Here is a 21213-nt window from a genome sequence, read left to right as displayed (position 1 = left end):
GCCGTAATTCCCCAGGCAGCGGCATTTCCTGTCAAAATCCCGCTGCATTCAGCAGGGAAATTTCTCTGCCAGCGCCTGACGAATCAGGGCGACAAAAACGTTAATGCCATGGGGGATCAGCGCATCATTGAAGTCGTAAGCGGCATGGTGCAGCGGCTTGCAGGGTGCCGATCCCAGCCACAGATAGGCACCGGGGCGCGCCTGCAGCATAAAAGCAAAATCTTCTGAGGTCAGCGCGGGCTGTGGTGCGAGGTCAGCCGGGATGCCCGCCTGCTTTAGCGCCTCAAGGGAAAACTGCGCTTCCGTTGCGCTGTTGATCGTCGCCGGGTAGTAGCGCCGATAGCTGACCTCTGCCTGCAGGCCGTGTGCGGCGGTGATGTGCGCCGCCATCTGGCGCAAACGCGCTTCAATCGTATCCTGTGCAGTCGGGCTGAAGGTGCGCACCGTGCCGGTGATGTTCGCCTCTGCCGGGATCATGTTGTGTGAAAAGCCACCCTGCATTCGGGTAACGGTGAGCAGCGCGGTTTCGCATGGGTCGAGTGCGCGTGAAACCAGGGTATTCAGCTGCACCACCAGCTCACTGGTCGCAAGAAGCGTATCGCATGTGAGATGAGGCTGCGCAGCGTGACCGCCGCCACCCAGCACCCGAATATCAAAGCGGTCGGCTGCCGCCATGATGGCGCCGGGCCGGGTCTGCACCTGACCGAGGGGCAGTTCAGGCCAGTTATGAATGGCGTAGACCGCCTCACAGGGAAAGCGGCTGAAAAGGCCATCCTCGATCATCGCCTTTGCGCCCGCCTGCCCCTCTTCGGCAGGCTGAAAGATAAAGCAGACGCTGCCGTCAAAGCTGACGTCGCGCGCCAGTTTTTCGGCGGCCCCCAGCAGCATCACAGTATGACCGTCATGGCCGCAGGCGTGACTCACCTGCTCTGCCTGGCTTTGCCAGTCTGTGCCGCTCTGATCCTGCATCGGCAACGCATCCATATCGGCGCGCAGGCCGATCATGCGGTCACTGCTGCCCTTTTTCAGTATCCCGACCACGCCGGTTTTACCGATGCCGCGATGCACCTCCATGCCCAGCTGTTGCAGGAAATTCGCCACCATCTCGCTGGTGCGCTGCTCCTGAAAGCCCAGCTCCGGGTGCGCATGCAGATCGCGGCGCAGTGCCACTAAATGTTCCATCTTAATATCCTCGCGAACGGTCAATTTCACCGTGCAGCGGTTCGCCACGCTGGTAGCGCCGCAGGTTTTCCAGCAGTGCCGCAATGGCGCTCTCATTCTGCGTCTGGCTGGCGATGTGTGGGGTGAGCCAGATGGCGGGATGGTGCCAGAACGGATGGCCCTGAGGTAACGGCTCCGGATCGGTGACATCAATCACGGCAGCAAGGAGCTGACCGCTCTCCAGCGCGTCGAGCAGATCGTCATGGTTCAGTTGCGGGCCGCGACCGGCCTGCACCAGCGCCGCGCCCTGGGGTAACTGATTAAACAGGGTGTGGTTCAGCAAACCCCGCGTCGTGTCAGTCAGCGGCAGCAGGCAGATCAGAATCTCGCTGTGCGCCAGGAAATCAGCGAGCTGATCAGCGCCGTGCCAGCAGCGTACGCCAGGAAAGTGGCGTGGTGTGCGGCTCCAGCCTGCGCAGTCAAAACCCAGCGCCACCAGTTGCGCTAACGCGGCCTGACCCAGTTCGCCCAGCCCCATCACGCCGACCCGCCGCTGCGAGGCGGGTAATGCCGCGTGTGCCAGCCACTGCTGCTGGCGCTGCTGATGAAAATAGCGCGGCATATCACGATGCAGCCCGAGCACCGCAAAGGTGACATATTCCACCATGCCCTGCGTCAGACCCGGTTCGATCATCCTGATTACTGGCAGGTCGGGCGGCAGCGCACTGAAGTCAAACTGATCGGCGCCGGCACCCACCGAGAAGAGCAGTTTCAGGTGTGGAAACCGCGCCGGAATGTCTGCCGGAGGCTGCCAGGCAACCAGCGCCTCAACCTGGTCTGGATCACCGGTCTCTGGCCAGATATGCAGGTGAATGTCAGGTGCATGTTCTGCCAGCCAGCGCTGCCAGATCCGCCCACGTTCAGGCTCCGATTTATAGACGATATGCATCAGGCCATCGCCTGCGTCATCAATCCAAACGCCTGCATACCCTGCGGTGTCCAGGGCGTGCCGCGCACCATTGTGGTGGGCGCATCGACCTGAGGAATACCGAGAGAGGTTAGCCAGGCAGCCATCGGCAGCGCGGCGTCGGTGTCGATTCGCAGGAATTCACCCTGTAACGACTGCATCAGCGAGGCGACCAGCGCCTGCGCGATCGCAAAGTCAGCGGCGATTACCGGGCCAATTGCCCAGCCGTGCCCAAAGCGGCGCAGGCTGGCGAAGCCCTGAATCTGCTGTGATGCGTCCTCTAAAATCACCGTCTGACAGTCGCGCAGTAAATGCGCAATAAGCGCCGGGCGATGCATACCGTGTGCCTGCTGATCCAGCGTCACCAGCGTGCTGTGATCGGCCAGTGTCGCCGGGCGCAGCTGGCATCCCGCCGGGATCACAACGTCTGGCAGCGTGGTGACTTCACGGGTCTGGTGCTGACGAATCTCACCACAGCTGACAAACCCGAGCTTTTCATACAAGCCTTTGCCCATTTCAGTGGCGTGCAGACGCACGTTGTAATCCGGTACTTTTTCCAGTTGCGCCAGCATCAGCTGTTTGCCGAGGCCACGCCCCTGCTGCTGGTTATCGACAATCACCAGACCCAGCGTGGCGGCACTGTCGCCCCAGCGCCAGAGCACGGCACTGCCGATCAGCCTGCCCTGCTCTTCAATCACTGTGCCCTCGCCCAGCTGCAGCGCCAGCGCCCAGTCTTCGCGTCGGTGGGGCCATTTCAGTGCCTGCGTCATGCTGAAGCACGGGTCAAGATCGTCTGGCGTCATTGCGCGTATTGTCAGGCTCATTAAAACTCTCCTTACATCATGCCTGGTGTTTCAAGTCCGCTGCCGTCCACCAGACGGCTGTAGCGGTACGGCGTTGGATCAACGATAGGGGTGGCTTCGGTGGCAAGATCCGCCGCCAGTCGACCGGCTCCCGGTCCGATACCGAAGCCGTGGGCGCTGTACCCTGCAGACAGCACCAGCCCCGGCAGTTTCGCCACGGTAGAGATCACCGGAATTGCGTCCGGGGTACTGTCGATCATGCCGCCCCACGACTGCGCCAGCCGGAGGTTCGCCAGCGCCGGGTATTCACGCCGCATCGCCGCCAGCCCCTCTTCCACGATTTTTGCATCGGCGGCCGGATCGAGAATGCGCATGCGCTCAAACGGTGACTCGCGGTCAAATGCCCAGCCACCCATCGCCTCCGGGCCGTTGAAGAACGGCGACAGCCCAAGGTTCAGGGTGAGATTCTTGCGGCGACTTTTAAATGTGGGATAGAACTGACGAGCGTAACGCAGCCCCTGAGCGCCTGGCTCCAGACGCCCGCGACCCGAGACGGAGACGGTGTAACTGCCATCCATCTGCGGCCGGCAGGCAAAGCCCGGCGTGTAGAGCGGCATGGCGATCGCCTGCTCGATAGGCTGAGTACGGAAAGCGGTGCCAATAACGTTGCCCAGCGGCAGATCAATGCCATGACGACGGCAGAACATCGAGGTCCACGCTCCGCCGGCACAGATAACCCGGCTGGTTTTGATCAGACCGCGTTCGGTCCAGACGCCGCTGACACGGCCGCCAGCGATATCCAGCCCGCGCACCGCACACTGCTGAAACAGCATTGCGCCTTTTTTCAGCGCGCCCGCCACCAGCCCAGGCGCAGCGAGGCGCGGTTCGGCGTGACCGTCGGTCGGCGCTGAGAGACCGCCCCGCCACGGAGTGGTGCTGCCCGGCGTCATTGCTTTGGCCTGCTCCGCCGTGAGAATTGAACTGTTTACGCCATAGCCTTTAGCCATCTGGATCCACTTATCCCAGGCCGCAATGTCCGACTCTTCCTGCGTGGCGTAAACCAGCCCGCTGCGGCGGAACCCCAGCTCTTCGCCGGTTTCATCATTTAGCTCACCCCAGCGTTGCAGCGCATAAATAATCAGCGGCAGTTCGCGCTCATCGCGGTTCTGCTGACGACACCAGCCCCAGTTGCGGCTCGACTGCTCTGCCCCTACCAGGCCTTTCTCAATCAGCACAACCTTCACTCCCTGCTTTGCCAGCTCCCAGGTGGCTGCGGCACCGGCAATACCGGCGCCAATCACCACCACATCGGCGGAATCAGGGAAATTCGCACTGTCCTGTACATAACGAATGGGTGCAGGCATAACACAATAACCTCTGTTGTCAGTATCGGGTCTGGCGCAGGGCAATATTGCCGCTGTGCGTAAGTACGTCGCCTGCGCAATGCATCACTGCTCTGCAGGCGGGTAAATCAGAGCACGCTAACTCACTCTGCTTTTAAAATCTCTTCATGCTCATCCAGCCAGCCCTGACGCAGCTCCGGCACCGCGCGCTTCAGCCGCTCGAAATAGAGTTCACTGGTCGGCTTGTCGTAGTCGTTGCGCGCCAGCTGGGTGACGATGCGACCGCTCTTCATTACCACAATTTCGTCGCACACCGCGCGAACGGCATGCATGTCGTGGCTGATAAAGATCACCGAGAGCCCCAGCTCACGGCGCAGCTCGCTGATTAAGTCGAGTACGGCGGCGGCAACCACGGTGTCCAGCGCCGAGGTCACTTCATCACACAGGATCAAATCCGGTTCAGCCGCCAGCGCACGCGCAAGGTTGACGCGCTGCTTTTGCCCGCCAGAAAGTGCCCAGGGACGCCGCCACAACACGTTGCGTGGCAGCTGTACCAGATCCAGTAGCTGATAAAGTCGCTGCTGGCGGGCCGAACCACTCAGGCCGTGAAACAGCGTCAGCGGTCGCGACAGGATACGTTCGACGCTGTGGGCCGGATTCAATGCGGTATCCGCCATCTGGAACACATACTGAATGCGCCGCAGCTCGTTGTCAGGGCGTTTTTGCATATCGCCCGCAATGTAGTGGCCGTTAAACAGGATGTGGCCGTGACTGGGGGCATTAAGTCCGGCAATGGCGTGCGCCAGGGTGGTTTTGCCCGAGCCTGATTCACCGATAATGCCAATCGCCTGTCCTTTCCACAGTTTGAGGTTGATCTCCTCCAGAATGCGCACTTTCGAATGGCCGTCGCTGCCGCGCGGGCCATAACCTGCGTTGAGGTCGCGCACCTCCAGCAGCGGCTGAATATCGGCAGCAGCCGGGCACCAGTTGCTGGGCCGCTCTTTCTGCCGCGCGGCGTCCATCAGTAAGCGGGTGTACTCCGCCTTTGGCGCGCCAATCAGATGCGCCGTGCTGCCATACTCCGCCATTTTGCCGCGCAACAGCACCAGAATCCGGTCAGCCATCTGTGCCACCACGGCCAGATCGTGACTGACGTAAATCGCGGTGACGCCACGCTGCACCACTACGCGGCGAAACGCTTTCAGCACTTCCACCTGGGTGGTCACATCCAGTGCGGTGGTCGGTTCATCGAGGATCACCACATCCGGATCGCCAATCAGCGCCATCGCCGTCATCAGACGCTGTAGCTGTCCGCCCGATACCTGGTGCGGAAAACGGTCGCCTATCGTCTCAGGATTGGGCAGCGCCAGTTCGCGGAACAGGCCTATGGCCTTCTCTTTCGCCGCTTTGCGCGTCAGGGTGCCGTGAATAACTACGGGCTCAATGACCTGGTCGAGAATCTTCATGCCCGGATTAAACGATGCCGCCGCGCTCTGGGCGATATAGGCGACTTTGTTGCCGCGAAAGGCGCGTAACTGGCCCGGCGTCAGGCTGTTAACATCGGTGCCAGCAACGTGAATGTTACCGTCGGCAATGCGGCAACCGCTGCGGGCATAGCCCATCAGCGCCATGGCGATGGTGGTTTTACCTGAGCCGGATTCGCCTATCAGCGCCAGCACCTCACCCTTCTGCACGGTAAAATGAATGTCGGAAACCAGGTCAATCTCTTCGCCGCGATCGGTCTGCGCGGTGACGCGCAGTTTATCCACCGATATCACTGGCATGGCGGTATGTGGTGTCACGTTCATGCTCCCTCCTTCGCCAGCGTCATCGGACGCATCGCCTGAAGGCTGTCAATAAACAGGTTGGCGCCAATGGTCAGGCTGGCAATCGCCAGCGCGGGCATCAGGACGGCAGGCGAACCGTCAAATAGCCCCTGCATATTTTCACGCACCAGCGTGCCCCAGTCGGCATACGGCGGCTGAACGCCCAGACCGAGGAAACTCAGCCCGCTCAGCAGCAGGACGATATAGACAAAGCGCAGGCCAAAGTCCGTCAGCATCGGGTGCACCATGTTAGGCAGGATGTCGTGAATGGCGATATACCAGCGGCTTTCGCCCCGCAGCCGTGAAGCCCGGACGTAATCCATGCTACGCAGCGAGCTGGCCATGGCAAAAGCGATACGAAATGCACCCGGCCAGTAGGTGAAAACCGCCGTCAGGATCAGCATCGGCAGCGAGGAGCCAAATACCGCGACGATCATCAGCGACAGCACTTTGCCTGGCAGCACCAGCAGCGCGTCATTGACACGGCCCAGTAACTCCTCCAGCCAGCGTCCCGTGACCGCGGCCAGCAGAGCCAGCAGCGTGCCGATCAGACTGGCCAGCAGCGCCGCACTCAGTGCCAGGCCGATAGAGAATTTCGCGCCGTAGAGAATACGGCTCAGCATGTCGCGTCCCAGATAGTCGGTGCCCAGCAGGTTATCCGCCGTCAGGCCACCCATCAGCGGGCCGCCGCCGATGTCATCAATGCTGTGTGGCGCCAGCGATGTGCCGAATACCGCCATCAGAAGCCAGAACAGCGACATCATCAGACCCAGCCGACCTGACCAGGAAAGAGACTGAAAGAAACGCCAGGGCAACAAGAGAGTATTCATGCGCTTCTCCATTTCGGGTTAAAGGCGATAGTCAGAATGTCGGCCGCCAGCAGCAGCACCAGATAGCAGGCGGCGAACAGCATCACGCAGAGCTGCACCACCGGCAGGTCGCGGTTACTGACCGCATCCACCAGCTGGCTGGCCAGACCGGGATAGCTGAAGATGGTTTCGATGATGATCACTCCGCCAAACAGATAGGAGAGACTGAGTGAAATCGCGTTGGCGATAGGGCCGACCGCATTGGGCAGCGCGTGGCGCAGCACGGCGCGGAGCGGCGACACCCCTTTCAGCAGCGCCATCTCCAGATAGGGGCTGTCGAGCTGATTGATAATGGCGGCTCGCGTCATGCGTGCCATCTGCGCCACCAGCACGCAGCAGAGTGTCAGCACCGGCAGCGCGTATGCTTTGAGGTAGCTCAGCAGGTCGCTGTCCGGACTGCCGAACGACATCGCCGACACCCAGTGCAGTTTGACGGCGAAAATCAGCACCGCCACGGTGGCCACCAGAAATTCCGGTACCGCAACCGTCGCCATCGTGCCGATAACCAGTGCCCGATCGAGCCGGGAACCGCGATTCATCGCCGCGATGATGCCGATGATCAGCGCCATCGGCACGCAGATCAGCGTGGTGATACCCGCCAGTTCAAAGGTGGCGGGGATACGCTGCGCCACCAGCTGCGAGACCGGCAGATGGCTGGCAAACGAGGTGCCGAAATCGCCCTGCACCATGCCGGTCAGCCAGTGGATATAGCGCATCAGCAAAGGCTGATCGAGACCCAGCTGCTGCCGTAACGCCGCCACCGTTTCCGGCGTGGCGTTCTGGCCGAGGATCATCTGTGCCGCGTCACCCGGCAGCAGGCTGGTGATGAAAAACACCACCGCCGAGACGATAAGCAAAGTCAGGATGCCGGCGCCAATCCGCCGGGCAATCAGGAACATCATGTATCGGTTCATCGGCGTACTCCTTAAAAGAGCCTGTTGGGCCAGGCGGGGATCAGGCTGACAGCCACGCAAACTCATGGAAGCGATAACCCATCATCATGCCCGACGGCCAGGCCTCTACCCCTTTAACCTTCCTGTTATAACCATCGGTGGAGCTGATAAAGGTGGGGATAATCGTGCCGCAGTGGTCATAGATCAGGGCCTGCATGTCGCCATACATCTGCTTGCGTTTTGCCTGATCGCGCTCACCGCGTGCGGCGACCACCAGCTGATCAAACTGGGGATTTTTCCAGCCCGATTCGTTGTTCGGGGCCGTAGAGAGGTAGAACTGAGAAAAGAGCATATCGAGCGTTGGACGCGGGTTTATCGAGCCATATCCGATCGGATCTTTCATCCAGTGCGAAGACCAGTAACCGTCATAGGGCACGCGGCGTACTTTCACGTTGAGACCCGCCCCACGCGCCATCTGCTGAATCAGCTGTCCGCCTTCGTTGGCGCCTTCGATATTCGGCGTAGTGATGATCTCTACTGTGGAGCCTGTCATGCCTGCCTTTTTGATATGAAATTTCGCTTTTTCAACGTCGAGCGGGCGCGGCTTGAGGTCGGCGTTGTAAAGCGGATGCCACGGCGGAACCGGGGTGTCATTACTGACGTCGCCGTATCCCTGCAGTACCGTTTTCACCAGCATTTCGCGCGGCTGCAGGTATTTCATTGCCAGCACGAAATCTTCGTTGTTACCTGGCTTAACATCGGTGCGGATGATCAGGTTGGTATACATGCCCGATTTACTCTCCAGCACACCAAATTCATTGCTGCCTTTAAGGCGCTTGCAGTCAGCGGCGGTCAGTGTCGACACTATCTGCAGATCGCCCGACATCAGGGCATTGACGCGTGCCGCACCGTCGGTGACACCAATCAATTCCACCTCATCCAGATGGGGCAGTCCGGGCTTGTAGTAGTTGGGATTTTTCGTGCCGATGGTGCGCGTCCCCGGCATAAACGTTTTGCAGACAAAGGGACCAGTGCCGATGCCTTTGCTGAAATCGGTGGTGCCATCCTTCACAATTAAAAACGGTGGCGTTGCCAGCATGTAAGGGACATCGAAGTTGGCACTGTTGAGCTCCAGCTGCACCTCATTGTCATTCACCGCACTGAACGATTTAAACTGATCGGCCAGCTTAAAAGCGATAGAGGCGATGGCAGGATCTTTGTGGCGGCTGAGCGAGAAGATCACATCTTTCGCGGTCAGCGGTTTGCCATCGTGAAAGGTCACCCCTTTACGCAGTTTGATATGCCAGGTGATGCCGTCGCTGGATTCAATCGATTCGGCCAGCGCCGGTTTCGCCATCAGGTTTTTATCCAGTTCGGTCAGGCCGCTGTAGAACATAAACTGACGGGTGTAATCCGCACTGTTGTTACTTTTGGCAGGATCGAGCGTGTCGGTGGCTGACGCATTCGACATCGCTGCCCGCAGTTTTCCGCCTTTAACCGGCTTGTCATCCGCCAGTGCTTTCCCTGAAAAACCGATCAGGCCGCTGCTCATCGCCGCGCCCGCGGAGAGGATTTTCATCAGGCTGCGACGTGACAGTGAGCCTTCAGTGATCATGCGCGTCAGTGCCGGATTTATCGCATCAGCATCGTTATTATCAAATTTACTCATCTCTCTACCCTCAATAGTCAGGCGAACCGGGAATGATGTTCTGGCGGTGCTGGTGACCTGGCGGCCAGCACCCGACGGGACGTTATGAAAGGCGATCCTTTGCTTTGTAATAGAGTCCTGCGAGCGGTAAAAACCATGGCTTGCCGTGATAACCGGGTAGCGCGGGCCATGTGTCGCGCTGCCAGGGATTTTCAGTGCGCTTTTCGGTCAGCAGATCGGCCATCACCCGCCCCATCCACACCGACATCTGCGTGCCGTGACCGCTGTAGCCCAGCGAATAGAACAGGCCATCCTGTTCGCCCGCGTGCGGCAGACGGTCGGCGGTCATGTCAACCATGCCGCCCCAGCAGTAATCCACCGCTGCCTGGCCTAACTGCGGCAGCATCTGCGTCATGGCGCGGCGCAGGATCTCGCCGCTGCGCGAATCGGATGTCGGGTTGCTGACGGCAAACCGGGCACGGCCGCCAAACACCAGACGGCTGTCAGCAGTCGTGCGAAAGTAGTTGCCGATATTCAGCGAGGTGACGTAAGTCCGATTGTTGGGCAGCACCTGGCGCAGCAGCACCGGGTCCAGCGCTTCGGTCACCACAATAAAGCTGCCGACCGGCACAATGCGGCGCTGAAACCAGGGGAAAGGACCGACGTTGGAGCAGCCGGTCGCCATCAGGACTTTATCCGCCACAATGGTGCCCTGCGCCGTGTGTATCCGGTGCTGATAGCCTTTGAGTCGCTCTAACTTCGTTACCGCGTGATGCGGAAAAATCTTCGCTCCGCTTCGTGCAGCGGCTTCAGCCAGCCCGACGCCAAACTTACCCATGTGCATTTGACCGCCCCGTTTCTGCAGCAGGCCGCCGTGGAAATCGTCGCTGGCGATCTCGTCGCGCACCGCCGTTTTGTCGAGCAGTTCGATCTCCGGGTCTACGGTGCGACGCATCAGTTCATACGCCTCCCGCAGTCCGGCCACGTGCGACGCTTTGCTGGCGAGCTTAAGCTTGCCGCACAACCGGAAGTCACAGTCGATGGCTTCATCCTGGATCAGTTGCTGGACATAGCTCACCGCATCGTCGAACGCCCGATAGAAGCGGCTGGCCTGTTCCAGACCCTGACTTGCCACCAGCGAGGCGAAGTTCTGCGCTACACCGGTGTTGCAGTGGCCGCCGTTGCGCGCCGAGGCCTGGCTCATCACGTCACCACTCTCCAGCAGCACCACACTGATGCCGCGGCGCGCCAGGTTAAGCGCCGCCGAGACGCCGGTGAAACCGCCACCAATCACTACCACGTCCGCCTGTGCGGGCAGCGGTTCGCGGGCGGCGCCGGTAAAGGCGGGAGCGGTGGCCTGCCAGAACGATTCCAGTTTCATGGGGTGTTCCTCAGAGTCCGACGACGCCAGGCAGGCCGCCGATATCTTTGATTTCGGTGTACTGGTAGTACGGATTCGCCGGTTCATGGCCGCGATTGACCCAGACCTTGTTTTTGATGCCGAGATCGTAGGCGGTCATCAGGTCATAGCGGAAGCTGGAGGAGACATGGAGAATCTCCTCCGGGCCGCAGCCGAGCTTATCCAGCATGTATTCGAAACCTTTCATCTGGGGTTTATATGCGCCCGCTTCTTCAGCCGTGATGGTCAGGTAGATGGGTGCACCCAGACGCGGTTCATGGTGTGGGATCAGGTCTTTCATCGAATTGGTCAGCAGCACCAGCGGAAACTCCTTAGCCACTTTTGCCAGCCCGGCGGGCACATCAGGATGCGGTCCCCAGCTGGCGCAGTCAGTGTAAATAAAGTCGCTGTCGGCTTTGCTCCACGTCACGCCCCACTTTTTGCAGGTGCGCTGAATCGCATTACTGACCACGTCGTAATAGGGTTTCCATGCGCCGAGCACCTCATCCAGCCGGTAGCTGGAAAAGTCGGTAGTAAAGGCATGCATTGCATCCGGGTCGACGCGGTCGCTGAAACAACGCTCCGCCGCGCCAGCCATATCGAAGCGAATCAGTGTGCCGTAACAGTCAAACGTGATGAATTTCGGTTTAAACAGTGCCATGTAACACCCTCGTCATTGTCAGTTGCGCTTAGAAATCGATGAGTACACTTTTCTGGCGCTGGCAGGCCTGAAACGCCTGACGCCCTAAATCTTTACCAATGCCAGAACCCAGAAAGCCACCGGTTGGAATAATGAAGTCGCCGGAGCGTCCATAGCGGTTAATCCAGACGGTGCCCGCCTCTATGGCACGCATCGCCCGCATGGCACGAGGCAGGCTCAGCGTGTGCACGCCGGCACAAAGGCCATAGGTGTCATGGGCGGCCATCGCCAGCCCCTGCTCTTCGTCGTCAAACGTCTGTACTGTCAGCACCGGACCAAAAATCTCCTGCTGCACCGCCGGGTTATCCTGCGCCACGTGGCTCAGCAGTGTGGGCTGCCAGAACCAGCCGTTGTCGGTGTCGGCAAAACGCTCTCCGCCCACCAGCACTTCTGCGCCCTGTGCTTTTGCTGCCTCAATGACCGAGCAGACTTTGTTGCCCTGGCGTTCGTCGATCAGCGGCGCATAACGGCTCTCTTCCTGCCACGTGACGCCCGGTTTAAGTTCGCGGCAGAGCTGGGCCAGCCGCTCAACCAGCGGATCGGCGATATTGCGTTGTACGATAAGACGGGTGCCCGCCACGCAAGCCTGCCCGCCGTTGGCGGTAAAGCCGCGCAGAATGCGCTGAGCCAGCACCTCAAGGTCACCCGCGTCATCGAATACCAGTTGCGGACTCTTGCCGCCCAGCTCCAGTGTCACGGGTTTCATACCGTGCTGCGCGGCATCGCTCATGATGCGTTTTCCGGTCACGGTCGAGCCGGTAAAGGAGACTTTGCGCACCAGCGGATGGGTCACCAGCGCGCTGCCGGTCACCGCGCCACTGCCCTGAACAATATTCAGCACGCCCGCCGGTAAGCCCGCCTGGATCGCCAGTTCAGCCATACGCACGGTTGAAAACGGGGTCAGTTCAGAGGGTTTGAGCACCACGGCGTTACCCGCCGCCAGCGCCGGTCCGCATTTCCACGACGCCATCGACAGCGGAAAATTCCACGGGGTAATCGCGGCGATGACACCATAAGGTTCAGCAATCAGCATGCCGAGACTGCTGTCACGGGTTGGAAAGAGGTCACCGCTGTATTTGTCGGCGCATTCGGCATAGAAGCGAATCGCTTCGGCGGTGAACGGAATTTCATGCAGCACAACGTCGCTGATTGGACGGGTCGAACCCAGTGCTTCCAGCTGAGCCAGCAGCGTGTCCTGCTCAATCAGATCGGCCCAGCGGCGTAACACGCGACCGCGTTCGCGCGGCGGACAGCCGGACCAGCCGCTGGTTTTCAGCGCCTGATGCGCAACAGTGACAGCGCGATCAACATCCTGCGGCGTCGCGTCCTGCAGCGTGGCATAGACCCTGCCATCCGAGGGACGTTTTACCTCAAATGATGCGCCCTGGCTCTGGCAGTGCTGGCCGCCAATATAATGGCCAGCCGGAAGAGAAACTTTTTCAGGGTCGAAACTTAACATGGAAAAATCCTTATTTGTTACACCCATCAGTTGCTGTTTTATTAGCGTTTTCACTGGCCGATTTCTGTGGCGTTAATAAGCTAATGCAGAAAGTATGCCAGCCGGGCAAAAAATAAAAATGCGTTTAAAACAGCGCAAAAAAATTTTCTGCCGTATTGCCGGGGGATTTTTTGCGGAATTGCCGAACAATTAAACAGATGATTTACTTCACAAAATTTATGCGCCCTGCTGGTGCAACCTGCACGGAAATTGCACCAAAGCGGATATTTGTGACCAGGCCGCTCATTCTTCGATTCCTGACTCACCGTTTACCGACGTGCCTCACATCCCGGATAAATTCTTTAAATTTTTAAAGACTATTATTTGACGCCGAAGAATTCAGGTTGCGCATCAGGCAAAAAAAAACGCCAGCCGGATGATCCGGCTGGCGTTCTCTTAATATTTAATTACAAACTGCCAATGTGAAATGTTTTCTGTTCCAGATATTCATCAATTCCGTAGCGGGACCCTTCACGCCCTATACCGGAGAGTTTGACGCCGCCAAATGGCGCGACCTCCAGGGAAATAGCGCCGGTATTAAAGCCGACCATGCCAAACTCCAGCGCTTCCGCCACCCGCCAGGCTCGCCGGATATTCTCGGTAAAGAAATAGGCGCCCAGGCCGTAAGGCGTGTCATTCGCCATCGCAATCGCCTCCTCTTCATCATCAAAGATAAACAACGGCGCGACCGGGCCGAACGTCTCTTCATGGGCGATACGCATACTGGACGTGACCTCACCGAGCACCGTGGGCTGCACAAACGTGCCGTTGCCCTGGCTGATGCCGCCGGTCAGCAGCGTTGCCCCGTGACTGAGCGCATCGTCGATATGGCCGTTCACTTTCTCGACAGCGCGGCTGTTGATTAGCGGGCCTATGGTGCTGTCTGGCGCAAAGCCATCGCCCACTTTCAGGGTGGCAACGGCCTCCAGCAGTCGTGCGGTAAAGCGCGGATAGATACTTCGCTGCACCAGAATACGGTTAGCACAAACGCAGGTCTGACCGGCGTTGCGGAACTTACTGAGCATGACGCCGGCAACCGCAATTTCAATATCTGCATCATCAAACACGATGAGCGGCGCGTTGCCGCCCAGCTCCAGACTCAGGCGCTTTATGCTGTTGGCGCTCTGCTGCATCAGCAACTGGCCGATTCGGGTGGAGCCGGTAAACGAAATTTTGCGCACCGTGCGACTTTCAGTCAGCGCCGCACCAATCTCCGTGGGCAGCCCGGTCAGTACCTGCAACACGCCCGACGGGAATCCGGCGCGCTCTGCCAGCACGGCCAGGGCCAGCGCCGAGAGCGGTGTCAGCTCCGAAGGTTTAACGATAATCGGGCAGCCGGCGGCTAACGCCGGAGCAACCTTGCGGGTGATCATTGCAATCGGGAAGTTCCACGGCGTTATAGCCGCAGTCACCCCGACAGGCTGTTTCAGCACCAGGATGCGGCGGTCCTCGCTGGGTGCAGGAATGGTGTCGCCGTAGATTCGACGCGCCTCTTCTGCGAACCATTTCACAAAGCTGGCGCCGTAGAGCACCTCGCCCCGGGCTTCCGCCAGCGGTTTGCCCTGCTCGGCGGTCATGATGATCGCCAGGTCATCAGCATGTTCGACAATCAGCTGATGCCATTTTTCCAGCAGCGCGGCACGGCTGGCATTGGTGGTTTTGCCCCAGCTGATGCGCACCGTTTCTGCATAGGCTATCGCCTGCTCCGTCTCCGCCCGGCCCAGCGCCGGAATGGTGGCCAGCGTTTCGCCCGTAGCGGGATCGATAACCGGCAGCGTGGCGCCCTGATGCGCATCCTGCCAGCGTCCGGCAAAAAGCGCCTGCTGGCGCAGCAGATCGCTATCGGTAAGTTTTAATCGCGACATAACATCCCCTCGTGGTCAGTTAATTCCACTTTATCGTGCCGGGTCAGCGCAGGATGTTGTTGTGCGGGGTGAGAAAGGTGAGTGAAATAGTTTTTCGCGGTGTTTTGAAATTTTATGCCGTGCATAAACAGCCGCGCATCCGGCTGGATGCGCGCACTTTAAATCTGGAAGTCGATAACCGGTTCATCGTCGTTGCTGTAGGAGAGCGCCTGACGTTTGATCTCTTCCAGTGACAGGTTGGCGTTGCAGAGTTCCAGGAACTGCCAGACGTAGTTACGCTGCAGCTGACCGCGTTTGAGGCCGAGCCATACGGTGCTGGCATCGAACAGATGCGTGGCATCCAGGCGTTCCAGCTCTTCATTCTCTTCGGTTTCACACGCCTGGTCGGCCAGGATCCCGACACCCAGACCGAGTTTTACGTAGGTTTTGACTACGTCTGAGTCCTGGGCGCTGAGCACGATATCCGGTTTCAGGCCCGCCGCCTGGAAAGCGCGGTCAACCCGTGAACGTCCGGTAATGCCCTGTCGATACGTGATGAGAGGATAGCGGCTGAGCGTACTCAGTGAGACCGGCTGGTTCTGTACCAGCTCATGTCCTTTCGGCACCAGCAAAGCGTGATGCCAGCTGAACCAGGGGAATGCCGCCAGACTGCTGTTATTCACCAGCATTTCACTGGCGATACCGATATCTGCTTCACCCGCCAGCAGCATGGTGACGATTTCCTGTGGCGATCCCTGATTCAACTCAAGACGGACGTTGGGATAAAGCTGACGGAACGCTTTAATCACTTTCGGCAGGCTGTAGCGCGCCTGAGTATGGGTGGTGGCGATAGTCAGGATGCCGCTGGTTTCATTGGTAAAGACATCAGCCAGTCTTCTTACCTTTCCTGCTTCATCCAGAATGCGTTCGGCAATTGTCAGCAGTGCTTTGCCCGGTTCGGTCATGCCCAGCAGGCGCTTACCGCGACGGATAAAGATCTCCACGCCCAGCTCGTCTTCCAAATCGCGAATATGGCGGCTCACACCCGACTGGGAGGTAAACAGCGTATTAGCGACTTCCGTCAAATTAAACTCACAGCGGGCCGCCTCGCGGATGATTTTAAGCTGCTGGAAATTCACGATATTTACCTCCCTTTACATAATCTGATTCGTTGATGGTAAGAACAATTATTGATAACTGGAAATACTTAAAAATTTGGCTTTATGACTTTAGGGAATAAAGGGTGGGAGTGTTCGCTGCGCGAATGGGCTGAGGTGCACGCAGGTGCTGGGGGGTGTTCGCTGCGCGAACGGGCTGGGGTGCACCTGGGTGCTGGGGGGTGTTCGCTGCGCGAACCGGCGCTGAGAAGGTTTCGTTAGCCTGGCGGGTTGGGGAGTTTCAGTTACGCCTCTGCAGGCGACCAACAAGGGGGCGCCAGTCGCCGCGCCCCCTTGACCCCGGGCTCCGGCCTGCTTCACCGCCGCTTCGCGGTCCCTTCGCTTCTTCCGGATTTCTTACGGACCGGCGGGACGCGCCATCCCTGGCGCGAACCCGCCTCTTCGCGGCATCCCTGCCGCTCGTCCTGAAATCCCTCATCCGCTCAGCGGTTCTGACGGCCTCCCTTCCCCGCTTTTATCTCTTCTGTTTGTGTTGGTTACGTCATCGCTGTAAGTCTGAAGGATTATCTGCGGCTCTCCGCCTGGCAGGAAGAATGGCCTTCTACCCTCGCTGATATCTCTTATTTTTGTGTCGGGTACGTCATCGCTGTAAGTCTGAAGGATTATCTGCGGCTCTCTGCCTGGCAGGAAGAATGGCTCTTCACCCTATCAAATGTTGCCTCTTCTTTTTAATGCTGGTGCATTGCCGCTGATAGTTTTCAAAATTAGCTTTGGCTTTCAAACCACCAGACAACGCCATGTCCGATAAAAACCAGGATATTAAAGGCAGGGGTTTACCAGAGGCATCCGAAGCGCTGAGGAACAACCGCAGGCAAGGAGGAGCCGACAGGACGCCGGCGAAAGGACGGCTCGCGCCAGGGATGGCGCGTCCGGACGGTCCGCGAGCCGCAGGGCGTGACGAAGGCACCCCGCACAGCGGGGCGCGCAGGCTGCCGGACGCCGGGATTGTTAAGGGGCGGGCGTTCGCCCCTTAATGCGTCCGCCTGCACGGGAGACCTGAAATTCGCCACCGCCTGGCGGGCGTTACCCGCTCAGTGGGCAGGCACCGCGCAACGTAATCTTCTCAGTGTGAAGGTGCAGCAAAGCGAGACCCGCCCCCGCTGCTAAGCGTAATCAGCTCAATACCTGGCCCGCTGCTAAGCGAGAACGATTCAGAACCCGCCCGCTGCAAGCGCCCCTACCCCACTAACATCAACTCCCGCTCCTCAGTCAGCGGCTTGTTCAGCAGCGACAGCAGGATATTCTTCACCGCCTGTGCGGAAGGCGACAGCGGCAAACGGGCGGAAATGTTCAGCGACAGCGGCAGGCTCAACGATGGACTGTTAATGCGCGACATCCAGGCATCCGTTGATCCCACCAGCGCACGGGCAGCGGATTCAGGTAATACCGTCACACCCATCCCACTGGAAATCGCTGCGGTCAGAGTAGAAATTGATTCGATCTCTCCGATGATGCGCGCGCTCAGGCGACGCAGTGAAAATGCCTCATCAACCCGCTTGCGCACGGCGCTGTAGTCGCGTGGTAAAAACAGGCTCATCTGTGCCACATCGGCCAGATCGACGCTGACACCGGGATAATCAGTGGCGCCTACCAGGAAGAGATCCTCTTTCATCAGCGGCATACTGTTAATTCCGGCAGTGGGTGCGCGATCGTACAGCACCGCCATATCCAGCTGACCGCTCATCACCTTCTCGTTCAGCACGCTGCCACTGTTTTCATGCAGGTAGACCAGCACTTCCGGAAACTGATCGCGTACGGTTTGCAGCAGCGGCATGGTCAGCGAGGATGCCGCCGTGCCGGGTGCCAGTCCAATCGACACCTGACCGCTCAGCACCTGACCGGCGTTGATGACCGCGGTCTGGGCCTGCTCGCACTGGCGCAGAATAGTACGCGCATGGCCATAGAGAATCTTACCGGCTTCCGTTGGCGTAACGCCGCGCTTGGTGCGAATCAGTAATTGCTGATCCAGTTCATTCTCCAGTGTCGCGACCTGCTGACTGAGTGCAGGCTGTGCGATGTGCAGCACTTCTGCTGCCTGCGTCAGACTGCCGATATCGACGATTTTGACAAAGTACTTTAGTCGTCTTAAATTCATCTTGCCTCCGTCACTCACCCCGAATAGCGAAATGGGTCTGATCCAATCGCCCTGATAACTGAGATTTTGCAAGATGCAGGCCAGGTTTAAAGAGCAGCAGTCAGTGTCCAGCCAGATTTTTCCTAACGGCCCGGAAAATAAGCGTTTCTGATTACCTCTTAAGGGTTAATAAGGATCAGGAATGCGTAATCAGTGTGAGTAAGGATCCCGGGCGCACTGTGACAGTGCAGACGCTGCGAGTCAGACGTGCATAAAAGTGATGACAGACTGTACAGTTTTAGTGCAGTGGAAACGTATTGCACCTGATGAAGGCTTGCAGGGCCTGAAGCGTAGCGGTAAAGCGCAGGATAAAAATGTAAACGCTATCAGCAGGATTTCTTATCGCTGACGAAGGGAGGGAGGAAAGTAAACAGTGCCCTCTCCCGCATGCAGAAGAGGGCAACGCCTGCTGATTAACGTTTTTTGCGGTTACGGTGCATATCGATTGAGACCGCCGCCACGATGATGATCCCTTTGATGATGTCCTGAATGTAGGCATCGACACCAACGAAAGTGAATCCACTTTTAATCAGGCCGAGAATGACCGCGCCGATTAACGTGCCGGTGATACGGCCCACGCCGCCCATCAGGCTGCTGCCGCCGATCACAGCTGCGGCAATCGCATCCAGCTCGTATGACATCCCCATGCTTGACTGACCGCTGCTGACACGCGCCGCCAGGACCACACCCGCCAGGCCAGAGAGTGCACCAGCAATGGTGTAGACGATGATCAGATACTTATTAACGTTAATACCGGAGACTTTCGCCGAGGTCATGTTGCCGCCGATGGCGTAAACATATTTACCGTAGCGGGTATGTTTCAGGGCGATGTGGAACAGCAGCGCCACCACCAGGAAAATCACCACCGGCATTGCACCCTGCCCGATTGAGGTAAAACCGTCGGACAGGAAGCTGATTGGGTTACCCTGGGTGTAATACTGCGCCAGACCGCGTGCCGATACCATCATGCCCAGTGTGGCAATGAACGGTGGAATCCCGGTGCGGGTAATCAGTACGCCGTTGACGACGCCCGCCAGTAAACCGACGCCAATACCGGCCGCGATAGGGATCACCGCAGGCATATTCACCAGCGAGGGATACATCGGTGACAGACTGTCAGACGTTTGCGCCAGGCTCGCGGCAACCACCGCCGCCAGGGCAATCACCGACCCGGAGGAGAGATCGATACCGGTGGTAATGATGACCTGGGTCACGCCAACGGCGATAATCCCGATAATCGCCACCTGCAGGACAATCAGGATCAGACGGTTGGTGTTGAGCAGGAAAGACTGGTCACGCACGTACCAGCCAAACATTTCAAAAATTAACGCAATCCCCACCATCACCACGAAAATGCCGGTATCTTTCGGCAATTTATGACGCAGGCTGGCGAAAAAAGAGGGTTGCTGCGGGGCTGCCGGGGTAGCAGTAGCTTTCATATTGCTCATAGTGGTCTCGCGCCTCACTCGGATGCCAACGACAGAATGGTTTCCTGATCGGCTTCTTCTTTATCGAGGATGCCGGTTATACGCCCGCCGTGCATCACCATCACCCGGTCGCTCATGCCAAGGATTTCCGGCAGTTCAGAGGAGACCATGATGATAGCCACGCCACGGTTGGCAAGTTCACTGATTAAGCGGTAAATCTCCGCTTTAGCGCCGACATCAATGCCGCGCGTCGGTTCGTCCAGAATCAGAATCTTCGGTTGCGCCAGCAGCCAGCGGGCAATCAGGACTTTCTGCTGATTACCGCCGCTGAGGTTGTTGATGATCTGATCCATGGTCGGTGTTTTGATATTCAGGCGACGGATCTGGTCCATGCAGTCCTGCGCCATCTTCACATGGCTGACAAACCCGCTTTTACCGCTGTACTCCGGCATGTTCACGATGCTCATGTTCTCCATCACCGACAGCACCAGAAACAGCCCGGACTTTTTGCGATCTTCGGTCAGAAACGCCATGCCCTTTTCAATCGCCGTGGAAGGTGAGTCGATCGTCACCGGCACGCCATCAATTAAGATCTCGCCGCTGTCGAAGCTCTCCATGCCGAACAGGCTCTCCATCACTTCGCTGCGACCGGCACCCACCAGTCCGGCGACGCCGAGAATTTCACCCCTGCGGACGTTGAAACTGACATCAGTAAAACGATCTTTGCAGGTGAGATTGCGAACCGTCAGGACATCTTCTCCGATGGCGCTGTTGAATTTCGGGAACAGCTGGGTCAGTTCACGTCCCACCATCTGCGTAATCAGCGACTGACGGGTATATTTCGCCGTCTCATCACTGGCAATCCAGGCGCCGTCGCGGAAAATACTGACTTCATCAGTGATGTTAAAAATTTCATCCATCTTGTGACTGATGTAGATGATTGCTTTGCCTTGCTCCCGCAGATCACGAATGATGGTAAACAGGTGCGCCACTTCAGTTTCGGTGAGCGCGGAGGTGGGCTCATCCATGATGACGATATCTGAATCCCAGGAGACCGCTTTGGCAATCTCGACCATCTGCTGTGACGCAATGCTCAGCTCGCCCACCATGCTCTCCGCTTTCAGGCGGATATTCAGCCGGTTGAGCAGCTCCTGCGTCTTCTGATTCAGCCGGGCGTGATCAACAAAACCAAACTTCATTGGCTCACGACCCAGCCAGATATTCTCAGCGACGGTCATGTAGGGCACCAGATTGAGTTCCTGGTGAATCATCGAAATGCCGGAACGCAACGCGTCCATGGTGTCCTGAAACTGCACCGGCTCCCCTTTAATTTTGATGGTGCCCTTATCGGGACGGTACATCCCGATAAGGCACTTCATTAAAGTGGATTTGCCCGCGCCATTTTCGCCCATCAAGGCATGTACCGTTCCCGGACGCACCCGCAACGAGACGTTGTCGAGGGCTTTAACGCCGGGGAAGAACTTGCTGATGCCTTCGGCTTCAAGCGCAAACGCGTTCATACA

16 protein-coding genes are annotated in these 21213 nt (G+C 58.4%); all 16 read right to left on the bottom strand.

What is annotated here, in order from left to right; genetic code table 11:
* Positions 1-48: 48 nt before the first annotated feature.
* The 16 genes from IAI47_RS07635 to IAI47_RS07560 all read right to left on the bottom strand — a co-directional run bounded on the left by IAI47_RS07635 (position 49) and on the right by IAI47_RS07560 (position 21210).
* Positions 49-1182 (bottom strand): M20 aminoacylase family protein, encoded by a 1134-nt coding sequence (locus IAI47_RS07635; protein ID WP_008926921.1) that lies wholly within the window; start codon positions 1180-1182, stop codon positions 49-51.
* Position 1183: 1 nt separating this feature from the next.
* A complete protein-coding gene (locus tag IAI47_RS07630; protein ID WP_008926922.1) occupies positions 1184-2110 on the bottom strand; it encodes a glyoxylate/hydroxypyruvate reductase A in 927 nt (308 codons plus the stop codon).
* On the bottom strand, positions 2110-2952 hold the full coding sequence (locus IAI47_RS07625) for a GNAT family N-acetyltransferase (protein ID WP_003852382.1): 843 nt from the start codon (positions 2950-2952) through the stop codon (positions 2110-2112). The genes IAI47_RS07630 and IAI47_RS07625 overlap by 1 nt, the downstream gene beginning before the upstream one ends.
* An 11-nt stretch (positions 2953-2963) precedes the next feature.
* Entirely contained in the window at positions 2964-4295 is a 1332-nt protein-coding gene (locus tag IAI47_RS07620; protein WP_003852381.1) for an FAD-binding oxidoreductase, read from the bottom strand.
* Between the two features lie 122 nt (positions 4296-4417).
* Complete coding sequence (locus tag IAI47_RS07615) at positions 4418-6082, bottom strand: ABC transporter ATP-binding protein (RefSeq protein WP_008926923.1); 1665 nt, start codon at positions 6080-6082, stop codon at positions 4418-4420.
* On the bottom strand, positions 6079-6930 hold the full coding sequence (locus tag IAI47_RS07610) for an ABC transporter permease (RefSeq protein WP_003852377.1): 852 nt from the start codon (positions 6928-6930) through the stop codon (positions 6079-6081). The genes IAI47_RS07615 and IAI47_RS07610 overlap by 4 nt, the downstream gene beginning before the upstream one ends.
* Positions 6927-7883, bottom strand: coding sequence for an ABC transporter permease (locus tag IAI47_RS07605; RefSeq protein ID WP_003852376.1), 957 nt, complete (start codon positions 7881-7883; stop codon positions 6927-6929). The genes IAI47_RS07610 and IAI47_RS07605 overlap by 4 nt, the downstream gene beginning before the upstream one ends.
* 40 nt (positions 7884-7923) lie before the next feature.
* The gene (locus IAI47_RS07600) at positions 7924-9531 is read right to left on the bottom strand and encodes an ABC transporter substrate-binding protein (protein WP_008926924.1); all 1608 of its coding nucleotides are present in this window, start codon (positions 9529-9531) and stop codon (positions 7924-7926) included.
* An 82-nt stretch (positions 9532-9613) separates the two neighbouring features.
* Complete coding sequence (locus IAI47_RS07595) at positions 9614-10891, bottom strand: FAD-binding oxidoreductase (protein ID WP_008926925.1); 1278 nt, start codon at positions 10889-10891, stop codon at positions 9614-9616.
* Between the two features lie 10 nt (positions 10892-10901).
* Positions 10902-11570, bottom strand: a complete 669-nt coding sequence (locus tag IAI47_RS07590) for a haloacid dehalogenase type II (protein WP_003852370.1) — start codon at positions 11568-11570, stop codon at positions 10902-10904.
* Between the two features lie 28 nt (positions 11571-11598).
* Positions 11599-13068: an aldehyde dehydrogenase gene (locus IAI47_RS07585; RefSeq protein ID WP_008926926.1), complete on the bottom strand. Its 1470-nt coding sequence runs from the start codon at positions 13066-13068 to the stop codon at positions 11599-11601.
* Between the two features lie 446 nt (positions 13069-13514).
* Positions 13515-14972, bottom strand: a complete 1458-nt coding sequence (locus IAI47_RS07580) for an NAD-dependent succinate-semialdehyde dehydrogenase (protein WP_008926927.1) — start codon at positions 14970-14972, stop codon at positions 13515-13517.
* A 158-nt stretch (positions 14973-15130) separates the two neighbouring features.
* Positions 15131-16090 carry an HTH-type transcriptional regulator Cbl gene (gene cbl / locus IAI47_RS07575; protein ID WP_003853203.1) on the bottom strand — a complete coding sequence of 320 codons (960 nt, stop codon included), beginning with the start codon at positions 16088-16090 and terminating at the stop codon, positions 15131-15133.
* A gap of 1216 nt (positions 16091-17306) precedes the next feature.
* The gene (nac, locus tag IAI47_RS07570) at positions 17307-18224 is read right to left on the bottom strand and encodes a nitrogen assimilation transcriptional regulator NAC (RefSeq protein WP_003852599.1); all 918 of its coding nucleotides are present in this window, start codon (positions 18222-18224) and stop codon (positions 17307-17309) included.
* 452 nt (positions 18225-18676) lie between these two features.
* The gene (locus IAI47_RS07565) at positions 18677-19702 is read right to left on the bottom strand and encodes an ABC transporter permease (RefSeq protein WP_181162214.1); all 1026 of its coding nucleotides are present in this window, start codon (positions 19700-19702) and stop codon (positions 18677-18679) included.
* Between the two features lie 23 nt (positions 19703-19725).
* Positions 19726-21210 (bottom strand): sugar ABC transporter ATP-binding protein, encoded by a 1485-nt coding sequence (locus IAI47_RS07560; protein ID WP_003852594.1) that lies wholly within the window; start codon positions 21208-21210, stop codon positions 19726-19728.
* Between the last annotated feature and the right edge of the window lie 3 nt (positions 21211-21213).

Origin of the sequence: Pantoea sp. MT58 (assembly GCF_014495885.1) — a bacterium.
Lineage (GTDB): Bacteria > Pseudomonadota > Gammaproteobacteria > Enterobacterales > Enterobacteriaceae > Pantoea > Pantoea eucalypti.
Note: the sequence above shows the minus strand (reverse complement) of the source record. Positions and strands in the feature narration are given on the sequence as shown.

Excerpts from the sequence above, each read along its gene's own strand:
- IAI47_RS07635 (WP_008926921.1), bottom strand. The coding sequence starts at position 1,182 with ATGGAACATTTAGTGGCACTGCGCCGCGATCTGCATGCGCACCCGGAG.
- IAI47_RS07630 (WP_008926922.1), bottom strand. The coding sequence starts at position 2,110 with ATGCATATCGTCTATAAATCGGAGCCTGAACGTGGGCGGATCTGGCAG.
- IAI47_RS07625 (WP_003852382.1), bottom strand. The coding sequence starts at position 2,952 with ATGAGCCTGACAATACGCGCAATGACGCCAGACGATCTTGACCCGTGC.
- IAI47_RS07620 (WP_003852381.1), bottom strand. The coding sequence starts at position 4,295 with ATGCCTGCACCCATTCGTTATGTACAGGACAGTGCGAATTTCCCTGAT.
- IAI47_RS07615 (WP_008926923.1), bottom strand. The coding sequence starts at position 6,082 with ATGAACGTGACACCACATACCGCCATGCCAGTGATATCGGTGGATAAA.
- IAI47_RS07610 (WP_003852377.1), bottom strand. The coding sequence starts at position 6,930 with ATGAATACTCTCTTGTTGCCCTGGCGTTTCTTTCAGTCTCTTTCCTGG.
- IAI47_RS07605 (WP_003852376.1), bottom strand. The coding sequence starts at position 7,883 with ATGAACCGATACATGATGTTCCTGATTGCCCGGCGGATTGGCGCCGGC.
- IAI47_RS07600 (WP_008926924.1), bottom strand. The coding sequence starts at position 9,531 with ATGAGTAAATTTGATAATAACGATGCTGATGCGATAAATCCGGCACTG.
- IAI47_RS07595 (WP_008926925.1), bottom strand. The coding sequence starts at position 10,891 with ATGAAACTGGAATCGTTCTGGCAGGCCACCGCTCCCGCCTTTACCGGC.
- IAI47_RS07590 (WP_003852370.1), bottom strand. The coding sequence starts at position 11,570 with ATGGCACTGTTTAAACCGAAATTCATCACGTTTGACTGTTACGGCACA.
- IAI47_RS07585 (WP_008926926.1), bottom strand. The coding sequence starts at position 13,068 with ATGTTAAGTTTCGACCCTGAAAAAGTTTCTCTTCCGGCTGGCCATTAT.
- IAI47_RS07580 (WP_008926927.1), bottom strand. The coding sequence starts at position 14,972 with ATGTCGCGATTAAAACTTACCGATAGCGATCTGCTGCGCCAGCAGGCG.
- nac (WP_003852599.1), bottom strand. The coding sequence starts at position 18,224 with ATGAATTTAAGACGACTAAAGTACTTTGTCAAAATCGTCGATATCGGC.
- IAI47_RS07565 (WP_181162214.1), bottom strand. The coding sequence starts at position 19,702 with ATGAAAGCTACTGCTACCCCGGCAGCCCCGCAGCAACCCTCTTTTTTC.
- IAI47_RS07560 (WP_003852594.1), bottom strand. The coding sequence starts at position 21,210 with ATGAACGCGTTTGCGCTTGAAGCCGAAGGCATCAGCAAGTTCTTCCCC.